This window comes from Micromonospora taraxaci (assembly GCF_007830095.1).
Taxonomy (GTDB): Bacteria; Actinomycetota; Actinomycetes; order Mycobacteriales; family Micromonosporaceae; genus Micromonospora; species Micromonospora taraxaci.
The window spans coordinates 1,894,061-1,908,379 of record NZ_VIWZ01000001.1; the positions used below are offsets into that span (position 1 = coordinate 1,894,061).

General features: G+C 71.5%; 12 protein-coding genes. 3 read left to right on the plus strand and 9 right to left on the minus strand.

Annotated elements, in window-relative coordinates; genetic code table 11:
- Positions 1-12 precede the first annotated feature (12 nt).
- The 4 genes from FHU34_RS09025 to FHU34_RS09040 form a co-directional block, all read right to left on the minus strand.
- A complete protein-coding gene (locus FHU34_RS09025) occupies positions 13-1,329 on the minus strand; it encodes a PucR family transcriptional regulator (protein ID WP_423437289.1) in 1,317 nt (438 codons plus the stop codon).
- Positions 1,326-2,165 carry a septum formation family protein gene (locus FHU34_RS09030; protein WP_167524781.1) on the minus strand — a complete coding sequence of 280 codons (840 nt, stop codon included), beginning with the start codon at positions 2,163-2,165 and terminating at the stop codon, positions 1,326-1,328. Before FHU34_RS09030 ends, FHU34_RS09025 begins: the two co-directional genes overlap by 4 nt.
- A gap of 96 nt (positions 2,166-2,261) precedes the next feature.
- Positions 2,262-2,945 (minus strand): response regulator, encoded by a 684-nt coding sequence (locus FHU34_RS09035; protein ID WP_145779543.1) that lies wholly within the window; start codon positions 2,943-2,945, stop codon positions 2,262-2,264.
- Positions 2,942-4,147, minus strand: coding sequence for a sensor histidine kinase (locus tag FHU34_RS09040; protein WP_145779544.1), 1,206 nt, complete (start codon positions 4,145-4,147; stop codon positions 2,942-2,944). Before FHU34_RS09040 ends, FHU34_RS09035 begins: the two co-directional genes overlap by 4 nt.
- Positions 4,148-4,510: 363 nt before the next feature.
- On the opposite strand from FHU34_RS09040, the gene FHU34_RS09045 reads away from it, so the two are divergent.
- Entirely contained in the window at positions 4,511-4,837 is a 327-nt protein-coding gene (locus FHU34_RS09045) for a hypothetical protein (RefSeq protein WP_145779545.1), read from the plus strand.
- 34 nt (positions 4,838-4,871) lie between these two features.
- Here the strand turns inward: FHU34_RS09045 and FHU34_RS09050 are convergent, their stop codons facing one another.
- Positions 4,872-5,522 carry a hypothetical protein gene (locus FHU34_RS09050; RefSeq protein WP_145779546.1) on the minus strand — a complete coding sequence of 217 codons (651 nt, stop codon included), beginning with the start codon at positions 5,520-5,522 and terminating at the stop codon, positions 4,872-4,874.
- A gap of 218 nt (positions 5,523-5,740) precedes the next feature.
- On the opposite strand from FHU34_RS09050, the gene FHU34_RS09055 reads away from it, so the two are divergent.
- Entirely contained in the window at positions 5,741-6,388 is a 648-nt protein-coding gene (locus FHU34_RS09055) for a copper resistance CopC family protein (RefSeq protein ID WP_145779547.1), read from the plus strand.
- Positions 6,389-6,452: 64 nt separating this feature from the next.
- Here FHU34_RS09055 and gltX read toward each other — a convergent pair whose 3' ends face one another.
- The 3 genes from gltX to FHU34_RS09070 are packed head-to-tail and all read right to left on the minus strand — an operon-like array spanning position 6,453 to position 10,535.
- Positions 6,453-7,862 carry a glutamate--tRNA ligase gene (gene gltX, locus FHU34_RS09060; protein ID WP_145779548.1) on the minus strand — a complete coding sequence of 470 codons (1,410 nt, stop codon included), beginning with the start codon at positions 7,860-7,862 and terminating at the stop codon, positions 6,453-6,455.
- A gap of 49 nt (positions 7,863-7,911) precedes the next feature.
- Positions 7,912-9,189 carry an MFS transporter gene (locus tag FHU34_RS09065; protein WP_145779549.1) on the minus strand — a complete coding sequence of 426 codons (1,278 nt, stop codon included), beginning with the start codon at positions 9,187-9,189 and terminating at the stop codon, positions 7,912-7,914.
- Positions 9,186-10,535, minus strand: coding sequence for a GH1 family beta-glucosidase (locus FHU34_RS09070; protein ID WP_145779550.1), 1,350 nt, complete (start codon positions 10,533-10,535; stop codon positions 9,186-9,188). The genes FHU34_RS09065 and FHU34_RS09070 overlap by 4 nt, the downstream gene beginning before the upstream one ends.
- 187 nt (positions 10,536-10,722) lie before the next feature.
- On the opposite strand from FHU34_RS09070, the gene FHU34_RS09075 reads away from it, so the two are divergent.
- Positions 10,723-11,169: an SRPBCC family protein gene (locus tag FHU34_RS09075; RefSeq protein ID WP_088949558.1), complete on the plus strand. Its 447-nt coding sequence runs from the start codon at positions 10,723-10,725 to the stop codon at positions 11,167-11,169.
- Positions 11,170-11,476: 307 nt separating this feature from the next.
- Here the strand turns inward: FHU34_RS09075 and aceE are convergent, their stop codons facing one another.
- Positions 11,477-14,215 (minus strand): pyruvate dehydrogenase (acetyl-transferring), homodimeric type, encoded by a 2,739-nt coding sequence (gene aceE / locus FHU34_RS09080; RefSeq protein ID WP_145779551.1) that lies wholly within the window; start codon positions 14,213-14,215, stop codon positions 11,477-11,479.
- Positions 14,216-14,319: the final 104 nt, after the last annotated feature.

A 14,319-nucleotide genomic window follows, 5' to 3' on the forward strand; every position in this document is an offset into this window, starting at 1 on the left:
TTTGGAGGTTTCCTACAAAGATCGGCGGGGATCATCCTCGTTTTGAGCCGTTTTCCGGGTGGCCGGGGTCATTGTCTGAGTCGGGACCGGTGAGGTGATCGGGGCGACCGGATCCAACCGGCCCACGGTCAGCGCGACCTGGAGAGCGAACGCGTCCCGGGGAGACAACGGCGAGAAGCCGGTCACCTCGGCGATCCGCCGCAACCGGTACCGCACGGTGTTCGGGTGGACGAACAGGGCTCGCGCGGCGCTCTCCAGCGTGCCGCCAGCGGCCAGGAACGCGTCCAGGGTCGCCAACAGTTCACCACCGGCGCGCACCAGCGTCGCGTACACGTCGTGCCGCAACCGTCGGCGGGCCTCGGCGTCGCCCGCGAGAGCCCGCTCCGGCAACAGGTCGGCGGCCGGCACCGGCCGGGGGGCGCTCGGCCAGGCCGGCGCCGCCCGGAAACCGGACAACGCCGCCCGTGCCGACTCGGTCGCCTCGTCCAGGCTCGGCACCGCAGGCCCGACCACCACCGGGCCGTCCCCGAACGCGCTCAGCAACTTGGCCGTGGCGGTCATCGGATCCGCCGCGCCACCCAGCACGATCACCAGCCGGTCGCCGTGGACACCACCGATCACCTCCACGCCGATCCGGCGGGCCTGCCGGTAGACCACGTGCAGCACCGCGGAGACCTCCCCGCCGGGTGACCGACCGACAGCCACCGCCACCGGCGGCGCGTCCGCCCAGCCGAGAGCGGCGGCCCGACTGGCCAGCACGTCCGGGGAGTCACCGCGCAGCAGCGCGTCGACCAGCAGGGCCTGCAACCGGGCGTCCCAGGCACCACGCGACTCGGCGGCCCGCGCGTACACGCGGGCGGCGGCGAACGCGATCTCCCGGGAGAAGCGCAGCACCGCCTCGCGTAGTTGCTGCTCCTCGCCCTCGGCGGCCAGGTGCGACACCTGCTCCTCGACCACGTCGATGGTCACCTTGATCAACGCCACAGTCTGCTGGAGGGTGATCGAGCGGGCCAGCGCCTGCGGAGCGGCGGCGAAGACCTCGTCCGAGACCTCCTGGGTGCTGTCCGCCGTGCCCCCGCCGTCCTGCAACCACTGCACCAGAGACCGGGCGCCGGCCTGGGCCACCAACATCACCCAGGAGCGCTGGTCGGCCGGCAGCGCCCGGAACCACGGCAGGGTCTCGTCCATCCGGGCCACGCTGGAGGTGGCCAGCGCCCCCGCCGAACGTTCGATCCGGCGCAGCGTGGCCGACAGCTCTCCACCGCCCGGCGTGCTCACCGCCCTAGCCTGACACGTTCTGAGCAGGCCATCCACGTCGGCACCGGTCAGCCGGTAGCGGCGAGGGCTTTCCGGCCGGCACCCTTGACCGACGCCTTCAGCGCTCCTTCGGGGCTGTGCAGCAGGCACCCCACGCTGAGGGCGCCCGCCTGCCACTCGGGCTCGCCCTCCGGGGTGAACCAGAACAGCTGGAACCGGCCCTCCACGTCGGTCTCCGACACCCCGACGTACCGGGAGACGGTGGCCCGGCACCCCGCGTGCCTGACGTCGTCGGTCAACGTCTCGACCTCCGGCCCTGCCCGCCAGATGCCGGCGAACTCGGTGTCGTGCGGCCCCGTGCAGGAGGCGGGTGGCAGGTCGCCGGACTCGGTCGGATTGTTGAAGCACGTGTACCGGAACGGCGAGTCGCCGGTCAGGGCACCGCGCAGGCTGTTCGCCCTGGGGTTGGGGAACCACCGGTCCACCGCGTGCATCTCCAGCAGGTCGCAGCGGTACCACCGCTCACCCGCCTTCCAGCGCGCAGCCGACGGGACCAGCGTCCGCATCGCCAGCCGTGACTCGCGCCACTCGCCACCGAGGAAGACGGCGGCATCGGCGTCGCAGGCCTCGTACAGCCGGGAGATCCCCTCGGTGCCGGCGGCCGGCGGCGCCGACGCGGCACCCTCCGCGCCGGTGATCCGCCCGACCAGGAACGTCTCCACCTCGTGTTTCGAGGAGCAGGGAATCGGGAGGTACGCCTCGGGACTGCGTTCGTCGCCGGCGGTGGCGTGGCACACCCCCGCCGAAGGGACGAAGGTCGAGGTCGCCTTCGCGGAGGGGCCGCCGTCACAACCGCTTGCCCCGATGGTCAGCGCCACGAGGATCGCCGAGCCCCATGAACGTCGCACGTCGTCCCCGTCCTGAGCGGCCGCCATCGGCGTGAATGCCGGACAGCGTACGACGGGTTGACGATCATCATCGTCCAGGGTGGACAGCCGTGGGGCTCACGGGTGCGGGGGAGGGGGCAGGCCCAGCTCCTGGGCCAGGATCGCGGCCTGCACCCGGCTCCGCAGGTCCAGCTTCGCCAGGATCCGGCTCACGTGCGTCTTGGTGGTGCTCTCCGCCAGCACCAGCCGGTCGGCGATCTGCTGGTTGGACAGACCCAGGCCGAGGCAGGCCAGCACGTCCCGCTCACGCGGGGTGAGGGTGTCCAGCGCGGCCCGGGTGGCGGCCGACGCGGTCGGCGCGGTGGCCGCGAAAGCGGTGATCAACCGGCGCGTCACGGCGGGAGCGATGAACCCGTCGCCACGCGCCACCGTACGCACCGCGTCCACCAGACCGTCCGCGTCGGTGTCCTTCAGCAGGAACCCGGCCGCGCCGGCCCGCAACGCGCCGAAGACGTACTCGTCGAGGTCGAAGGTGGTGAGCACCAGCACGTCGGCGAGCGCGTCGGTGACGATCTCCCGGGTCGCGGAGATCCCGTCCCGGCGAGGCATGCGGACGTCGAGCACCGCCACGTCCGGGCGCAGCTCCCGGCACAACCGCACCGCCTCCTCGCCGTCGGCCGCCTCGCCGACCACCTCGACGCCCGGGGAACCGTCCAGGATCAGGGCCAGGCCGGCACGTACCGCCGGCTGGTCGTCCGCGAGCACCACCCGCACCGTCGCCGCTCCCGCCGTGCTGCTCACCGGCCCTCCCCGATGGGCAGCGCGGCTCGGACCTGCCAGCGTCCGTCGTGCGGTCCGGCGCTGAACCGGCCGGCCAGCAGGGTGGCGCGCTCCCGCATCCCGATCAGCCCGGCGCCGGCGCCGGGTAGCCCGGCCCCGTCCCGGTTCACCGGGTTCTCCACCGTCAGCACCACCTCCGCCGGTCGGTACGCGATGGTCAGGTCCGCCTCACCAGTGCCGTGCTTGAGCGCGTTGGTCAGGGACTCCTGCACGATCCGGTACGCGGCGAGGTCCACCCCCACCGGCAGCGGCCCCGGCGCGCCGTCGGTGCGTACCCGCACCGCGAGGCCGGCGGCCCGGACCCGCTCGACCAGCTCGTCCGTCTCGGCGAGCCGCGCGCTGACCAACTCCGGCACCGCCGTGCCGTCGCCCCCCGGCGGCGGCCCGCCCCCGGTCCCCGGCTCGCGAAGCACCTCGATCATCTGACGCATCTCGGCCAGGCCCTGCACGCTGCTCTCCCGGATCACCCGCAACGCCGACTCGACCTGGTCGCGATCCAGCCCGGGCACGGACAACACGGCGGTGGCGTGGATGGCCACCGCGCTGAGGTGGTTGGCGACCACGTCGTGCAGCTCCCGGGCCATCCGGGCCCGCTCCGCGCTGACCGCCTGCCGCCGATCCAACTCGACCAGGCGGGCGGTCTGCTCGGCCCGGGCCCGTTCGGCGGCAGCCTGGTCGCGGTACTGCCGCACGCTGATCCCGGTCAGGACCGGCAGCAGGCCGACGAGCACCACCAGCACCCCGACGGCCACCCCGCTCCACTGGTCGGTGAGAACCACGCCGACGATCGCACCGACCACGCTCAGCCCGATGGTCGCCCGCAGCAGCCACCGCCACAGCCGGGGCGGGCCGTAAACGCAGGCGTCGTAGAGCACCTGGGTGTAGATCAGGATCGCCCCCAGTGAGCCACCGAGGGCGATGTCCACCACCACCGCCGTGGTGCCGACGGCGAGGCTGGCGCGCGGGGCGACGAGGCGCAGGCCCACGGCGACGCACATCGCCAGCAGCGGCGGCAGGAACAGGACCGCGGGCACGTCCGGGTGCGGACGGATCTGCGGTTGCCAACCGAGGGTCCACAGCACCAGGCCGCCGGCCAGCGACACGCCGGCCAGCGCCAGATCCCGGCCGCGGGTGCCGGAGCCGAGCCACGGTGGCAGACGCATGCCCCGATCCCACCACAGCCGCACCCGGTCGGACTCCGACCGGGGGAGGACGCCACCGCCCCCGGCATGCGCCGAAAGGGGTACGCGGGAAGCGCCCCGATGAGCGAACAGTGATCATCATGAGTGATGGAGAAGCTCGGGCCGCGCTGAATGACCGCCGGACCGCCCCGGTCGCGGCCGCCGGGTGAACGGCGCGAAAAGAAGCTGTGAACTGCGCAACCGGTTTCCGCGCTCACCGTCGTCGTCGTGGGCCGCCCGGTCGAGTGGCCGGGTACGCCGTGCACGGCCCGTCGGTCCCGGCCAGTACGGTGACAGGGCACGTCGGGGAGCACCCGGGGGTAGACGAACGTGAGGAGACCGGGGATGGCGCACGGGGAGGCCGAGCACGGCTGCGCCCAGGGTGAGCCCTGCCGGCCGGGGCACGACCCGCAGACGGCCGGTAAGCACCGCCGCTCGGTTGGCGGCGCGCCATCGCACCCGGGGGAGCCGCTCGCCGGTCGGGCCGACGACGAGACCCCTCTCCCGCGTCAGCGCTCCGGCGAGCCCGCCGCCCTCGGTGAGCCCGACGTCGACGTCCCGGCTGGTTGCCTCAGCGAACTTCCCGGCTGGGCCGGGGCGCATCGGCACGGCCCGGTCCGGCCGCGTCCGCGGGCCACGCGCCGCGAACGCCCGCCCCGCCGCTGGTGCTGATCACCGCCCGCCGCTGACCGGCGGGTGCGGTTGTTCAGCGCGTACGACGACGGATCAGCAGGGCGATCCCGGCGAGGCCGACGGTGATGGTGAGCATCACTCCGACGTTGAGCAGCAGGAGCCGTTGCAGGTCGCCGAGCGCCTCGTCGAGATCCTTGGCGGGGTCGAGAGTGTCCTCCGGGAGCACCCGCTCGCCGCCACCCACGCCGCCGCTGACCGTGTCGAACTGCCGCTCGAGCGGCACGCCAGCGGTGCGCAGGGTCTCGGACATGCTGAGTCGACCCAGGAACCAGCCGGCGCTGGTCTTGCGGCCGTCCGGCTGCTTCGCCGGCCGGAAGACCCGAGGACCACCGACCGCCTTCGGATACAGGTCGTACGTCTGCTTCGGCGTCTCCCCGGCGAGCACCACGACCGTGTACTTCGGACCGAGGTCGGCGGGCTTCGGGCCGCTGGCCATGCCGGTACGGCCGAGGAAGTTGACCTGGTCGATGACTGCGCCCACGTGGGCGGGCTGCGTTTCCGCGCGCAACTGCAGCGGTGCGGCCAGCCCCACGCCGGTGATGTCCACTCCGGCGGGTGCGGGCTTCGGCGCGGCCGAGGCCGGGCCCGTGGTGCCGAGTGACAGCAGCGCCGTCACCAGCGTGCCCGCCAGCACGGCGGCCCACCGCCTCATCTGTCGGACCATCCCGCCTCCTCGCCCCGTTCGATGGAGTGCATCGCTGTGACGTCCGGACCGGTCTGCCGGCCGACACCGACCGGATGGTCGGCGTCACCCTTACAGACTCCGGGGAACGTCGATGAGTTGCAGCTTGTGGAACAGTAATTGGAACTATCTGCGATCTCGGCTCGACTAATGAGGAGCCGTTTGATCAGCGGGCGGATCGTACCCTTACGGAGGGGTTCATGGGGGGCAGGGTTACACGTACGGCGCGGGTAGTGCCAGTGGTGCTCGGCGTGGCGTTCGGTGTGTCGTTTTTGGCGCCACCGACGCCAGCCGCCGCGCACAACTCGTTGACCGGCAGCGATCCGCGTGACGGCGCCCGAGTCGCGACGGCGCCTGCCCGGATCGAGCTGCGCTTCCTCGCCAAGCCGGCACCGGCAACGACGAAGATCACAATAACCGGGCCGGACAATGTGGTCGCTGGCGGCCCACCGGTCTTCGACGGCAGCCGGGTGCGGGTGCCGTTCAAGCCGGCGGCGGCGGGTCTCTACATCGTGGGCTACCAGCTCGCGTCCTCCGACGGGCACCCGGTGAAGGGCGAAGTGCGGTTCACCCTGACCACCGGTACGGCCGCTGACCCGTCCGCGCCCGCCGGCGGCGTCGCCCCGACCGCCGGTGCCACCGCCCCGACGGCCGCGGCGGCGGGTCCGACCGCCGACACTTCCCGGGTCGCCACCGCGGCCGTCGACGCGACCCCGGCGGGCAGCCCGGTGCCGGCCGCGCAGGAGGGCAGCCAGGTGCGCGGCTGGCTGTGGACGATCGCGGCGGCTCTGCTGGTGGGTGGGCTGGTCGTCGGGTTGCAGCGGTGGCTCCGGGCCCGACGTCGCTGACCGGCCGGGCACGAGCCTGGCCGGCCGACGGCGGAGACGGCCCGGGTGTGTCGGTGTTCGGGGGTCAGACCAGGCGTAGGCGGGCGGCGCGCATCCGGGTCAGGGTGCGCTCGCGGCCGAGCACCTCCAGCGACTCGAACAGCGGCAGACCCACGGTGCGGCCGGTGACCGCGACCCGCACGGGTGCCTGCGTCTTGCCGAGCTTGAGGCCACGCTCGGCGCCGACCGCCTCCAGCGTCGACTTCAGCGACTCGGCATCCCAGGACTCCAGCGCCTCGAAGGCCGCGACCGCGTCGTCCAGCAGTTCGGCGGAGCCGTCCTTCATCGTCTTGGTCCACGCGGCCTCGTCGATCAACGGCGAGGCGAGGAAGAGGAAGTCGACGTTCGACACGATCTCGCTGAGCACCGCGATCCGCGTCTGGGCCAGCGGGGCGACCGCTGCGAACGCGTCGGCGTCGAACTCCTCGGGCTGCCACGGCGGTGGCGCGATCGTCCCGGTGCCGGTCAGCCACGGCTGGCAGGCGTCCACGAACTCGGCAACCGGCAGGGCGCGGATGTATTCGCCGTTGAACGCGCGCAGCTTCTTCTCGTCGAAGAACGCGGGGGAGGGGTTGACCTCGTCCAGCCGGAACTCGTCCTCGATGACCGACCAGGGGACGATCTCCCGATCGCCGGAGGGGGCCCAGCCGAGCAGCATCAGGTAGTTGCGCATGGCGCCGGCGAGGTAGCCCTCCTCGCGGTACGCCTCCAGGGCGACCTTGTCGCGCCGCTTGGAGAGCTTCTGCCGCTTCTCGTTGACCACCACCGGTACGTGCGCCCAGACCGGCGGCTTGACCCCGAGGGCGTCCCAGAGCAGCTGCTGCTTGGGGGTGTTGGGTAGGTGCTCCTCGGCCCGGATCACGTGGGTGATCCCCATGGTCATGTCGTCGACGACGTTGGCCAGCAGGAAGACCGGCGACCCGTCGCCCCGGGCGATCACGAAGTCCTCGATGAGCTTGTTCTCGAAGGTGGGCTCGCCGCGGATCAGGTCGACCACCACCGTGGCGCCCTCGTCGGGCGTACGGAAGCGCAGGGCGTGCCCCGGGCCCGGGCCGAGGCCACGGTCGCGGTGGTAGCCGTCGTAGCCCTGGTACTGCGAGCCGGTACGCGCCTGCACGTCCTCGCGGGTGCAGTCGCAGTAGTAGGCGCGACCCGACTCGTAGAGGCGGGCCGCGGCGGCCCGGTGCTCGCCGGCGTTCTCCGACTGGAAGTACGGGCCCTCGTAGCTGCCCCGGGAGATGCCGATCCAGTCCAGCGCGGAGAGGATGCCCTCGGTCCACTCGGGCTTGTTGCGCGCCGCGTCGGTGTCCTCGATGCGCAGCACGAACACCCCGCCCTGCTGCTTGGCGTAGATCCAGTTCTGCAGCGCCGAGCGGGCACCGCCGACGTGGAACATACCGGTCGGGGAAGGGGCGAAGCGCACACGTACCGTCACGCCTCCAGCCTACGGCGACCGTCGACGGGATTCCGCCACGGCCCCCGACTCAGGGCACCGAGCGGATCTTGACCACCAGCACGCTGCCGATCAGGGTGACCACGGCGGTGACCGCGTAGAGCGTGGGGTAGCCGCCCAGGTACACCACGAGCGGGGCGGAGAGCGCCGGGCCGAGCACCTGCGGCGCCGAGTTCGCGATGTTGATGACGCCCAGGTCCTTGGCCCGGTCGGTGGCCCGGGGCAGCACCTGCGTGATCAACGCGGCGTCCACCGAGAGGTAGACGCCGTAGCCCGCCCCGAGCAGCAACGCGGCGACGATCGCCATCGGCCAGACCGGCGCGACAGCGAGCAGCAGCGCCGCCACCGCCATGATCAGCCCGGACGCGATCACGTAGATCTTGCGGCGCCCGGAGCGGTCCGACATCCGGCCGGCGACCACCGCCGTCAGCATCATGCCGAGCGTGTAGAGCAGGATCAGCACCAGCAGCGATCCCTCGGGGTCGGGGTGGCGTACCCCGTCGGTGAGGAAGTACAGCAGGTAGAGGGTGCCCAGGGCGTTGCCGAGCTGGACCAAAAACCGGGTGATCCAGGCCCAGGCGAAGTCCGGGTGCCGACGAGGGTTGATCCACATCGAGGCCAGCAGCGCCCGCGTCCGGATCGCCGGCCGATGGGTACGCGGCAGCGGTTCGTCGGGGGTGAGCAGCGCGAACGGCAGCGACAGCAGCAGGACGGCCACGGCGATGGCCAGGTAGCCGGCGGTGTTGCCGGTGACCACTGCGGTGACCAGCACCGCCCCGAGCACCAGCCCCAGCGCCTGCGGGATGCCCACCCAACCCGAGACGCCGCCACGCTGCACCACCGGCACCCGGTCCGGGATGGCGGCGCTGAGGCTGGCCAGCATCGCGTTGAAGCAGACCTGCGCGGCGACCCAGCCGAGGGCGACGCCGAGGATGGTCCGTTGCTGGGCCAGCAGCACCAGGGCCGCCGCGCCGAGCACGGCCCCGCCCGCCGTCCAGACGTGCCGACGGCCGAACTCGCGGCCGGCCACGCGCAGACAGGTCCGGTCGGAGAACGCGCCCGCGAGCGGGTTGGCGAGCACCGCCGCCAGAGCGCCGAGGCCGGTGACCACGGCCAGCATGTTCTCCTTGTCGCCGGGCGCGATCTGCTCGATCTGCTGCGGCAGCAGCACCTGGATGGGCGTGAAGAACGCCATCCACACGCCGAGGTTGGCCGCGAAGATCAAGCCGATCCAGCTGCGCCGCACCGGCACTGTCGGCTCGGCGAGCGCCGCCGGCAGCGACGCCGGCGTCGGGTCGAGTGTGGTCACCGCGCCGACCCCGGCCGGCTGGCCGCGACGACGTCCCGCAACCAGGTGTACGACGACTTCGGCGTACGGGTCTGGGTGGCGTAGTCGACGTGCACGAGGCCGAAGCGTTTGGTGAACCCCTCGGCCCACTCCCAGTTGTCCAGCAGCGACCAGACGAAGTACCCGCGCACGTCGACTCCGTCGTCGATGGCGGCCCGTACCGCCCGTAGGTGTCCGTCCAGGTACGCGATCCGCTCCGGGTCGGCCACCTGCCCGTCCGCGTCCGGCGCGTCGTCGTACGCGCACCCGCCCTCGGTGATCTCGATGGGCGGCAGCGCGTCGCCGTAGGTGTCCCGCAGCCAGCCGAGCAGCTCGTGCAGCCCGTCGGGGGCCACTGGCCAGTCGAAGGCGGTGCGCGGGTAGCCGTCCAACGGGACCAGGTCGAACGGGAGCGGAGAGCCCTCCTCGGCAGCGCGTACACCGGTGGGGTTGTAGTAGTTGACCCCGAGCACGTCGATCGGTGTGGCGATCGTGTCGAGGTCGCCGGGCTGGACGATGCCCGGGTCGAGGCCGGGCAGCTCCGGGTAGCCGCGTCCGAGCAGCGGATCGGTGAAGAGTCGGTTGTGCAGCGCCTCGTACGCGGCACCGGCGGCCCGGTCGGCGTCGCTGTCGCCGAGCACCCGCACCGGGGAGTAGTTGTTGGCGATCGCCACCGGGCTGGCGGTGTGGGCCCGCAGCGCGGCGACAGCGAGTCCGTGCCCGAGCAGTTGGTGGTGGGCGACCGGAAAGGCGTCGAAGAGCAGCATCCGGCCGGGGGCGTGCACGCCCATCCCGTACCCCATGCTCATGTGGATGAACGGCTCGTTCAGGGTGATCCAGAGCCGGACCCGGTCGCCGAGTCGGGCGGCGGTCAGATCGGCGTAATCGGCGAATCGGGCGGCGGTGTCGCGGTGCAGCCAGCCGCCGACGTCTTCGAGTGGTTGGGGCAGATCCCAGTGGTAGAGCGTCGCCACCGGGTCGATGCCGGCGGCCAGTAGCTCGTCCACCAGTCGGTCGTAGAAGTCCAGGCCGGGCGCGTTGGCCGGGCCGGTGCCGGTGGGCTGCACCCGGGGCCAGGCGATGGAGAACCGGTACGCGGAGACGCCCAGCCCGGCCAGCAACGCGACGTCCTCGGTGTGCCGGTGGTAGTGGTCGCAGGCCTCCGCACCCGTGCTGCCGTCGCTGATCCGGCCGGGCGAGTGCGCGAACGTGTCCCAGATGGACGGACCGCGTCCGTCGGCGGTGGCGGCACCCTCGATCTGGTGGGCCGATGTGGAGACGCCCCAGCGGAAGCCGGTGGGGAACTGGGGCATAGGTGCGGTCGACATGCGCCCTCCCGGTCAACGTGAAACGTGTTCGGGACTTTAAAGCGCTCTCGATGAATGCGCCATAGGCCGGCCTGGCGCAATCCGCAATGGTTGATCGGCGTGTCTTTTTCCAAACCCGTCCACTTAAGTCCGATTTAGCGCATAGAGTGCCGATATCGTGGGATGTCCTCACCGGAGGAAGACGGAAATGATCCTCGTTGAACGCAGTGCGCACGTGGCGGCGCCAATTGAAGTTGTCTGGGATGTCGTCCAGCGGGCCGAGCAGTTGCCGGCCTGGCTGGCGGGGGTTCGCGCGGCCGAAGTGCTCTCGGGGGAGGGCTTCGGACGGCGGCAACTGGTCCAGGCGGGGCGCGGCTCGGCGCATGAGGCCGAGGTGATCGCCTACCAGGAGCCGACGCTGATCGGCTGGCGGGAACGGGCCAAGGGGGCGGGAGCTCGGGCGGAGGCACGCACCGAGATCTACGTCCAGCTCACCACCGACGAGGAGGAGGGCGGGACCGTCGTGCGGCTCATCGTGGTCCGCTGGCCGGCCGGGCCGGTCAAGGCAGCCCTGCTGCGCCTCGGACTGCGCCGGGTCGGCGCCGACCTGGAGGACTCGCTGGCCCGGCTCACCGACCTGGCCGCCGTCGGCTGACGAGAGCCCATCCTCCCGGCGTCACCCGCGACGGCGGTGGTCCGGATCCCCGCCAGGGACCCCGGACCCCCGCCGCTGCCGTTCCCGCCCACCCTCACCGTTGCCGCTCGCCCTCACGGGCGTCGATCATGGACTTGTGGTGCCTAATTCGCGGCTTTCTAACCGCTTCGTCCCCACCACAACTGCATGATCGACGCTGGCGTGGGGGTGGGGGGCGTGGGGGCGTGGGGCGCTGGCCGGGGGTGGGGTGAGCGTGGCGAGGGGCCCGGGTGCGGATGCGCCCAGGCCCCTCGTTGGTCGTACGGGTCTAGCTGTCGCCGCCGGTCTCGCCGACCGGGGCGGCGTTGACGTCGTCGATCGCGTACTTCTTCGCCGCCTCGGCCGGCACGGTGGCCGCCACCGCGCCGCTGCGGGCGAGCTGCCGCAGCGTGGCCACCACGATCGACTCGGCGTCGACGTGGAAGTGCCGGCGCAGCGCGTGCCGCGTGTCCGACATGCCGAAGCCGTCGGTGCCGAGCGACGTGTAGTCACCGGGCACCCACCGGGCGATCAGGTCCGGTACGGCCCGCATCCAGTCGCTGACCGCTACCTTCGGGCCGTCCGCGTCGGCCAGCTTCTGCTGGATGTACGGGATCTTCGCCTCGGCGCCCGGGTTGAGGAGGTTGTACTCCTCGGTCTCCACCGCGTCGCGGCGCAGCTCCGTCCAGGAGGTCACCGACCACACGTCGGCGGCCACCCCCCAGTCCTGGGCGAGCAACTGCTGGGCCTTGAGCGCCCACTGCATGCCGGTGCCGGAGGCGAGCACGTTGGCCTTCGGGCCGTCGACCTCCGGTGCCGGGGAGTAGCGGTAGATGCCCTTGAGCAGGCCCTCCACGTCCACCCCGGCCGGCTCGGCCGGCTGGAGGATCGGCTCGTTGTAGACCGTCAGGTAGTAGAAGACGTTCTCCTGCGCGTCCCCGTACATCCGGTGCAGGCCGTGCTCCATGATGTGCGCGATCTCGAACGAGAACGCCGGGTCGTACGCGACCACCGCCGGGTTGGTGGCGGCGATCAGCAACGAGTGACCGTCCTCGTGCTGGAGGCCCTCACCGTTGAGCGTGGTGCGCCCCGCGGTCGCGCCGAGCAGGAAGCCCCGCGCCATCTGGTCGGCCGCCGCCCACAGCCCGTCGGCGGTCCGCTGGAACCCGAACATCGAGTAGAAGATGTACATCGGGATCATCGGCTCGTCGTGGGTGGCGTACGCCGAGCCGGCCGCCGTGAACGAGGCCACCGAACCGGCCTCGTTGATCCCCTCGTGCAGGATCTGACCGGTCGTCGACTCCTTGTACGACAGGAACAGCTCCCGGTCGACAGAGGTGTAACGCTGGCCGTGCGGCGAGTAGATCTTCGCGGTCGGGAAGATCGAGTCGAGGCCGAAGGTGCGGGCCTCGTCCGGGATGATCGGCACCCAGCGCTTGCCGAACTCCTTGTCCTTCATGATGTCCTTGAGCAGGCGGACGAAGGCCATGGTGGTGGCCACCTTCTGCTTGCCCGAGCCGCGCTTGACGTCGGCGAACCGCTCCGGACCGGGGATGGCCAGCCGCTTGGTGCTGGTCCGCCGGGACGGCAGGTAACCGCCGAGCTGCTCGCGCCGCTCCTTCAGGTACTGGATCTCGTCGGACTTCTCACCCGGGTTGTAGTACGGCGGCAGGTAGGGGTTGTCCTCCAGCGCCTTGTCCGGGATGTCCAGGTAGAGCCGGTCGCGGAAGGTCTTCAGGTCCTCCAGCGTCAGCTTCTTCATCTGGTGGGTCGCGTTGCGGCCCTCGAAGTGCGAGCCGAGCGTCCAGCCCTTGATCGTCTTCGCCAGGATGACGGTGGGCTGACCGGTGTGCTCGGTGGCCGCCTTGTAGGCCGCGTAGAGCTTGCGGTAGTCGTGCCCACCCCGCTTGAGGTTCCAGATCTCGTCGTCGCTGAGCGGGTCGACCATCTTGCGGGTACGCGCGTCGCGCCCGAAGAAGTGCTCCCGCACGTACGCGCCCGACTCCGCCTTGTAGGTCTGGTAGTCGCCGTCGGTCGTGGTGTTCATGAGGTTGACCAGCGCGCCGTCGGTGTCCGCGGCGAGCAGCGGGTCCCACTCGCGGCCCCAGACGACCTTGATCACGTTCCAGCCGGCACCCCGGAAGAACGCCTCCAGCTCCTGCATGACCTTGCCGTTGCCCCGGACCGGGCCGTCCAGCCGCTGGAGGTTGCAGTTGATCACGAAGGTGAGGTTGTCCAGCTCCTCGCGGGCGGCCACACCGATGGCGCCGAGCGTCTCCGGCTCGTCCATCTCACCGTCGCCCAGGAATGCCCAGACGTGCTGCTGCGAGGTGTCCTTGATGCCGCGGTGCTGCAGGTACCGGTTGAACCGGGCCTGGTAGATCGCGTTCAGACCGCCGAGACCCATCGAGACGGTGGGGAACTCCCAGAAGTCCGGCATCAGCCGCGGGTGCGGGTACGACGGCAGCCCGCCGCCGGGGTGCGACAACTCCTGGCGGAACCCGTCGAGCTGGTGCTCGCTGAGCCGCCCCTCCAGGAACGCCCGCGCGTACATGCCGGGGGAGGCGTGGCCCTGGTAGAAGATGTGGTCGCCGCCGCCCGGGTGGTTCTTGCCCCGGAAGAAGTGGTTGAAGCCCACCTCGTAGAGCGACGCCGAGCTGGCGAAGGTCGAGATGTGCCCGCCGACGCCGATCTCCGGGCGCTGCGCCCGGTGCACCAGCATCGCGGCGTTCCACCGGACGTACGCCCGGATCCGCCTCTCGACGTGCTCGTCACCCGGGAACCACGGTTCGCGCTCCGACGGGATGGTGTTGATGTAGTCGGTGGTGGTCAGGGGCGGAACCCCGACCTGGCGCTCACGGGCGCGCTCCAGCAGGCGCAGCATGACGTACCGGGCGCGTTTGGCGCCGCGCTCGTCGATGACACCGTCAAGCGACTCGACCCATTCGCTTGTCTCTTCAGGGTCGATGTCCGGAAGCTGGCTCGGTAGGCCGTCGCTGATCACCGGGCGCTTGCGTTCCGTAGCCACAGGCGTTCCCTCGGTTGTGTGTGGGATAGGTCTCTAGCGCCATCCTGCCCCCTGGTGGCACCTGTCGTCACGCCTAGGTGCCCCCGACGCGATGCTGAACACAG

What these genes read in the sequence shown, in the direction of transcription:
- FHU34_RS09040 (WP_145779544.1), bottom strand. Translation starts at nt 4,147, where the DNA reads ATGCGTCTGCCACCGTGGCTCGGCTCCGGCACCCGCGGCCGGGATCTG.
- FHU34_RS09045 (WP_145779545.1), top strand. Translation starts at nt 4,511, where the DNA reads ATGGCGCACGGGGAGGCCGAGCACGGCTGCGCCCAGGGTGAGCCCTGC.
- FHU34_RS09050 (WP_145779546.1), bottom strand. Translation starts at nt 5,522, where the DNA reads ATGGTCCGACAGATGAGGCGGTGGGCCGCCGTGCTGGCGGGCACGCTG.
- FHU34_RS09055 (WP_145779547.1), top strand. Translation starts at nt 5,741, where the DNA reads ATGGGGGGCAGGGTTACACGTACGGCGCGGGTAGTGCCAGTGGTGCTC.
- FHU34_RS09070 (WP_145779550.1), bottom strand. Translation starts at nt 10,535, where the DNA reads ATGTCGACCGCACCTATGCCCCAGTTCCCCACCGGCTTCCGCTGGGGC.
- FHU34_RS09075 (WP_088949558.1), top strand. Translation starts at nt 10,723, where the DNA reads ATGATCCTCGTTGAACGCAGTGCGCACGTGGCGGCGCCAATTGAAGTT.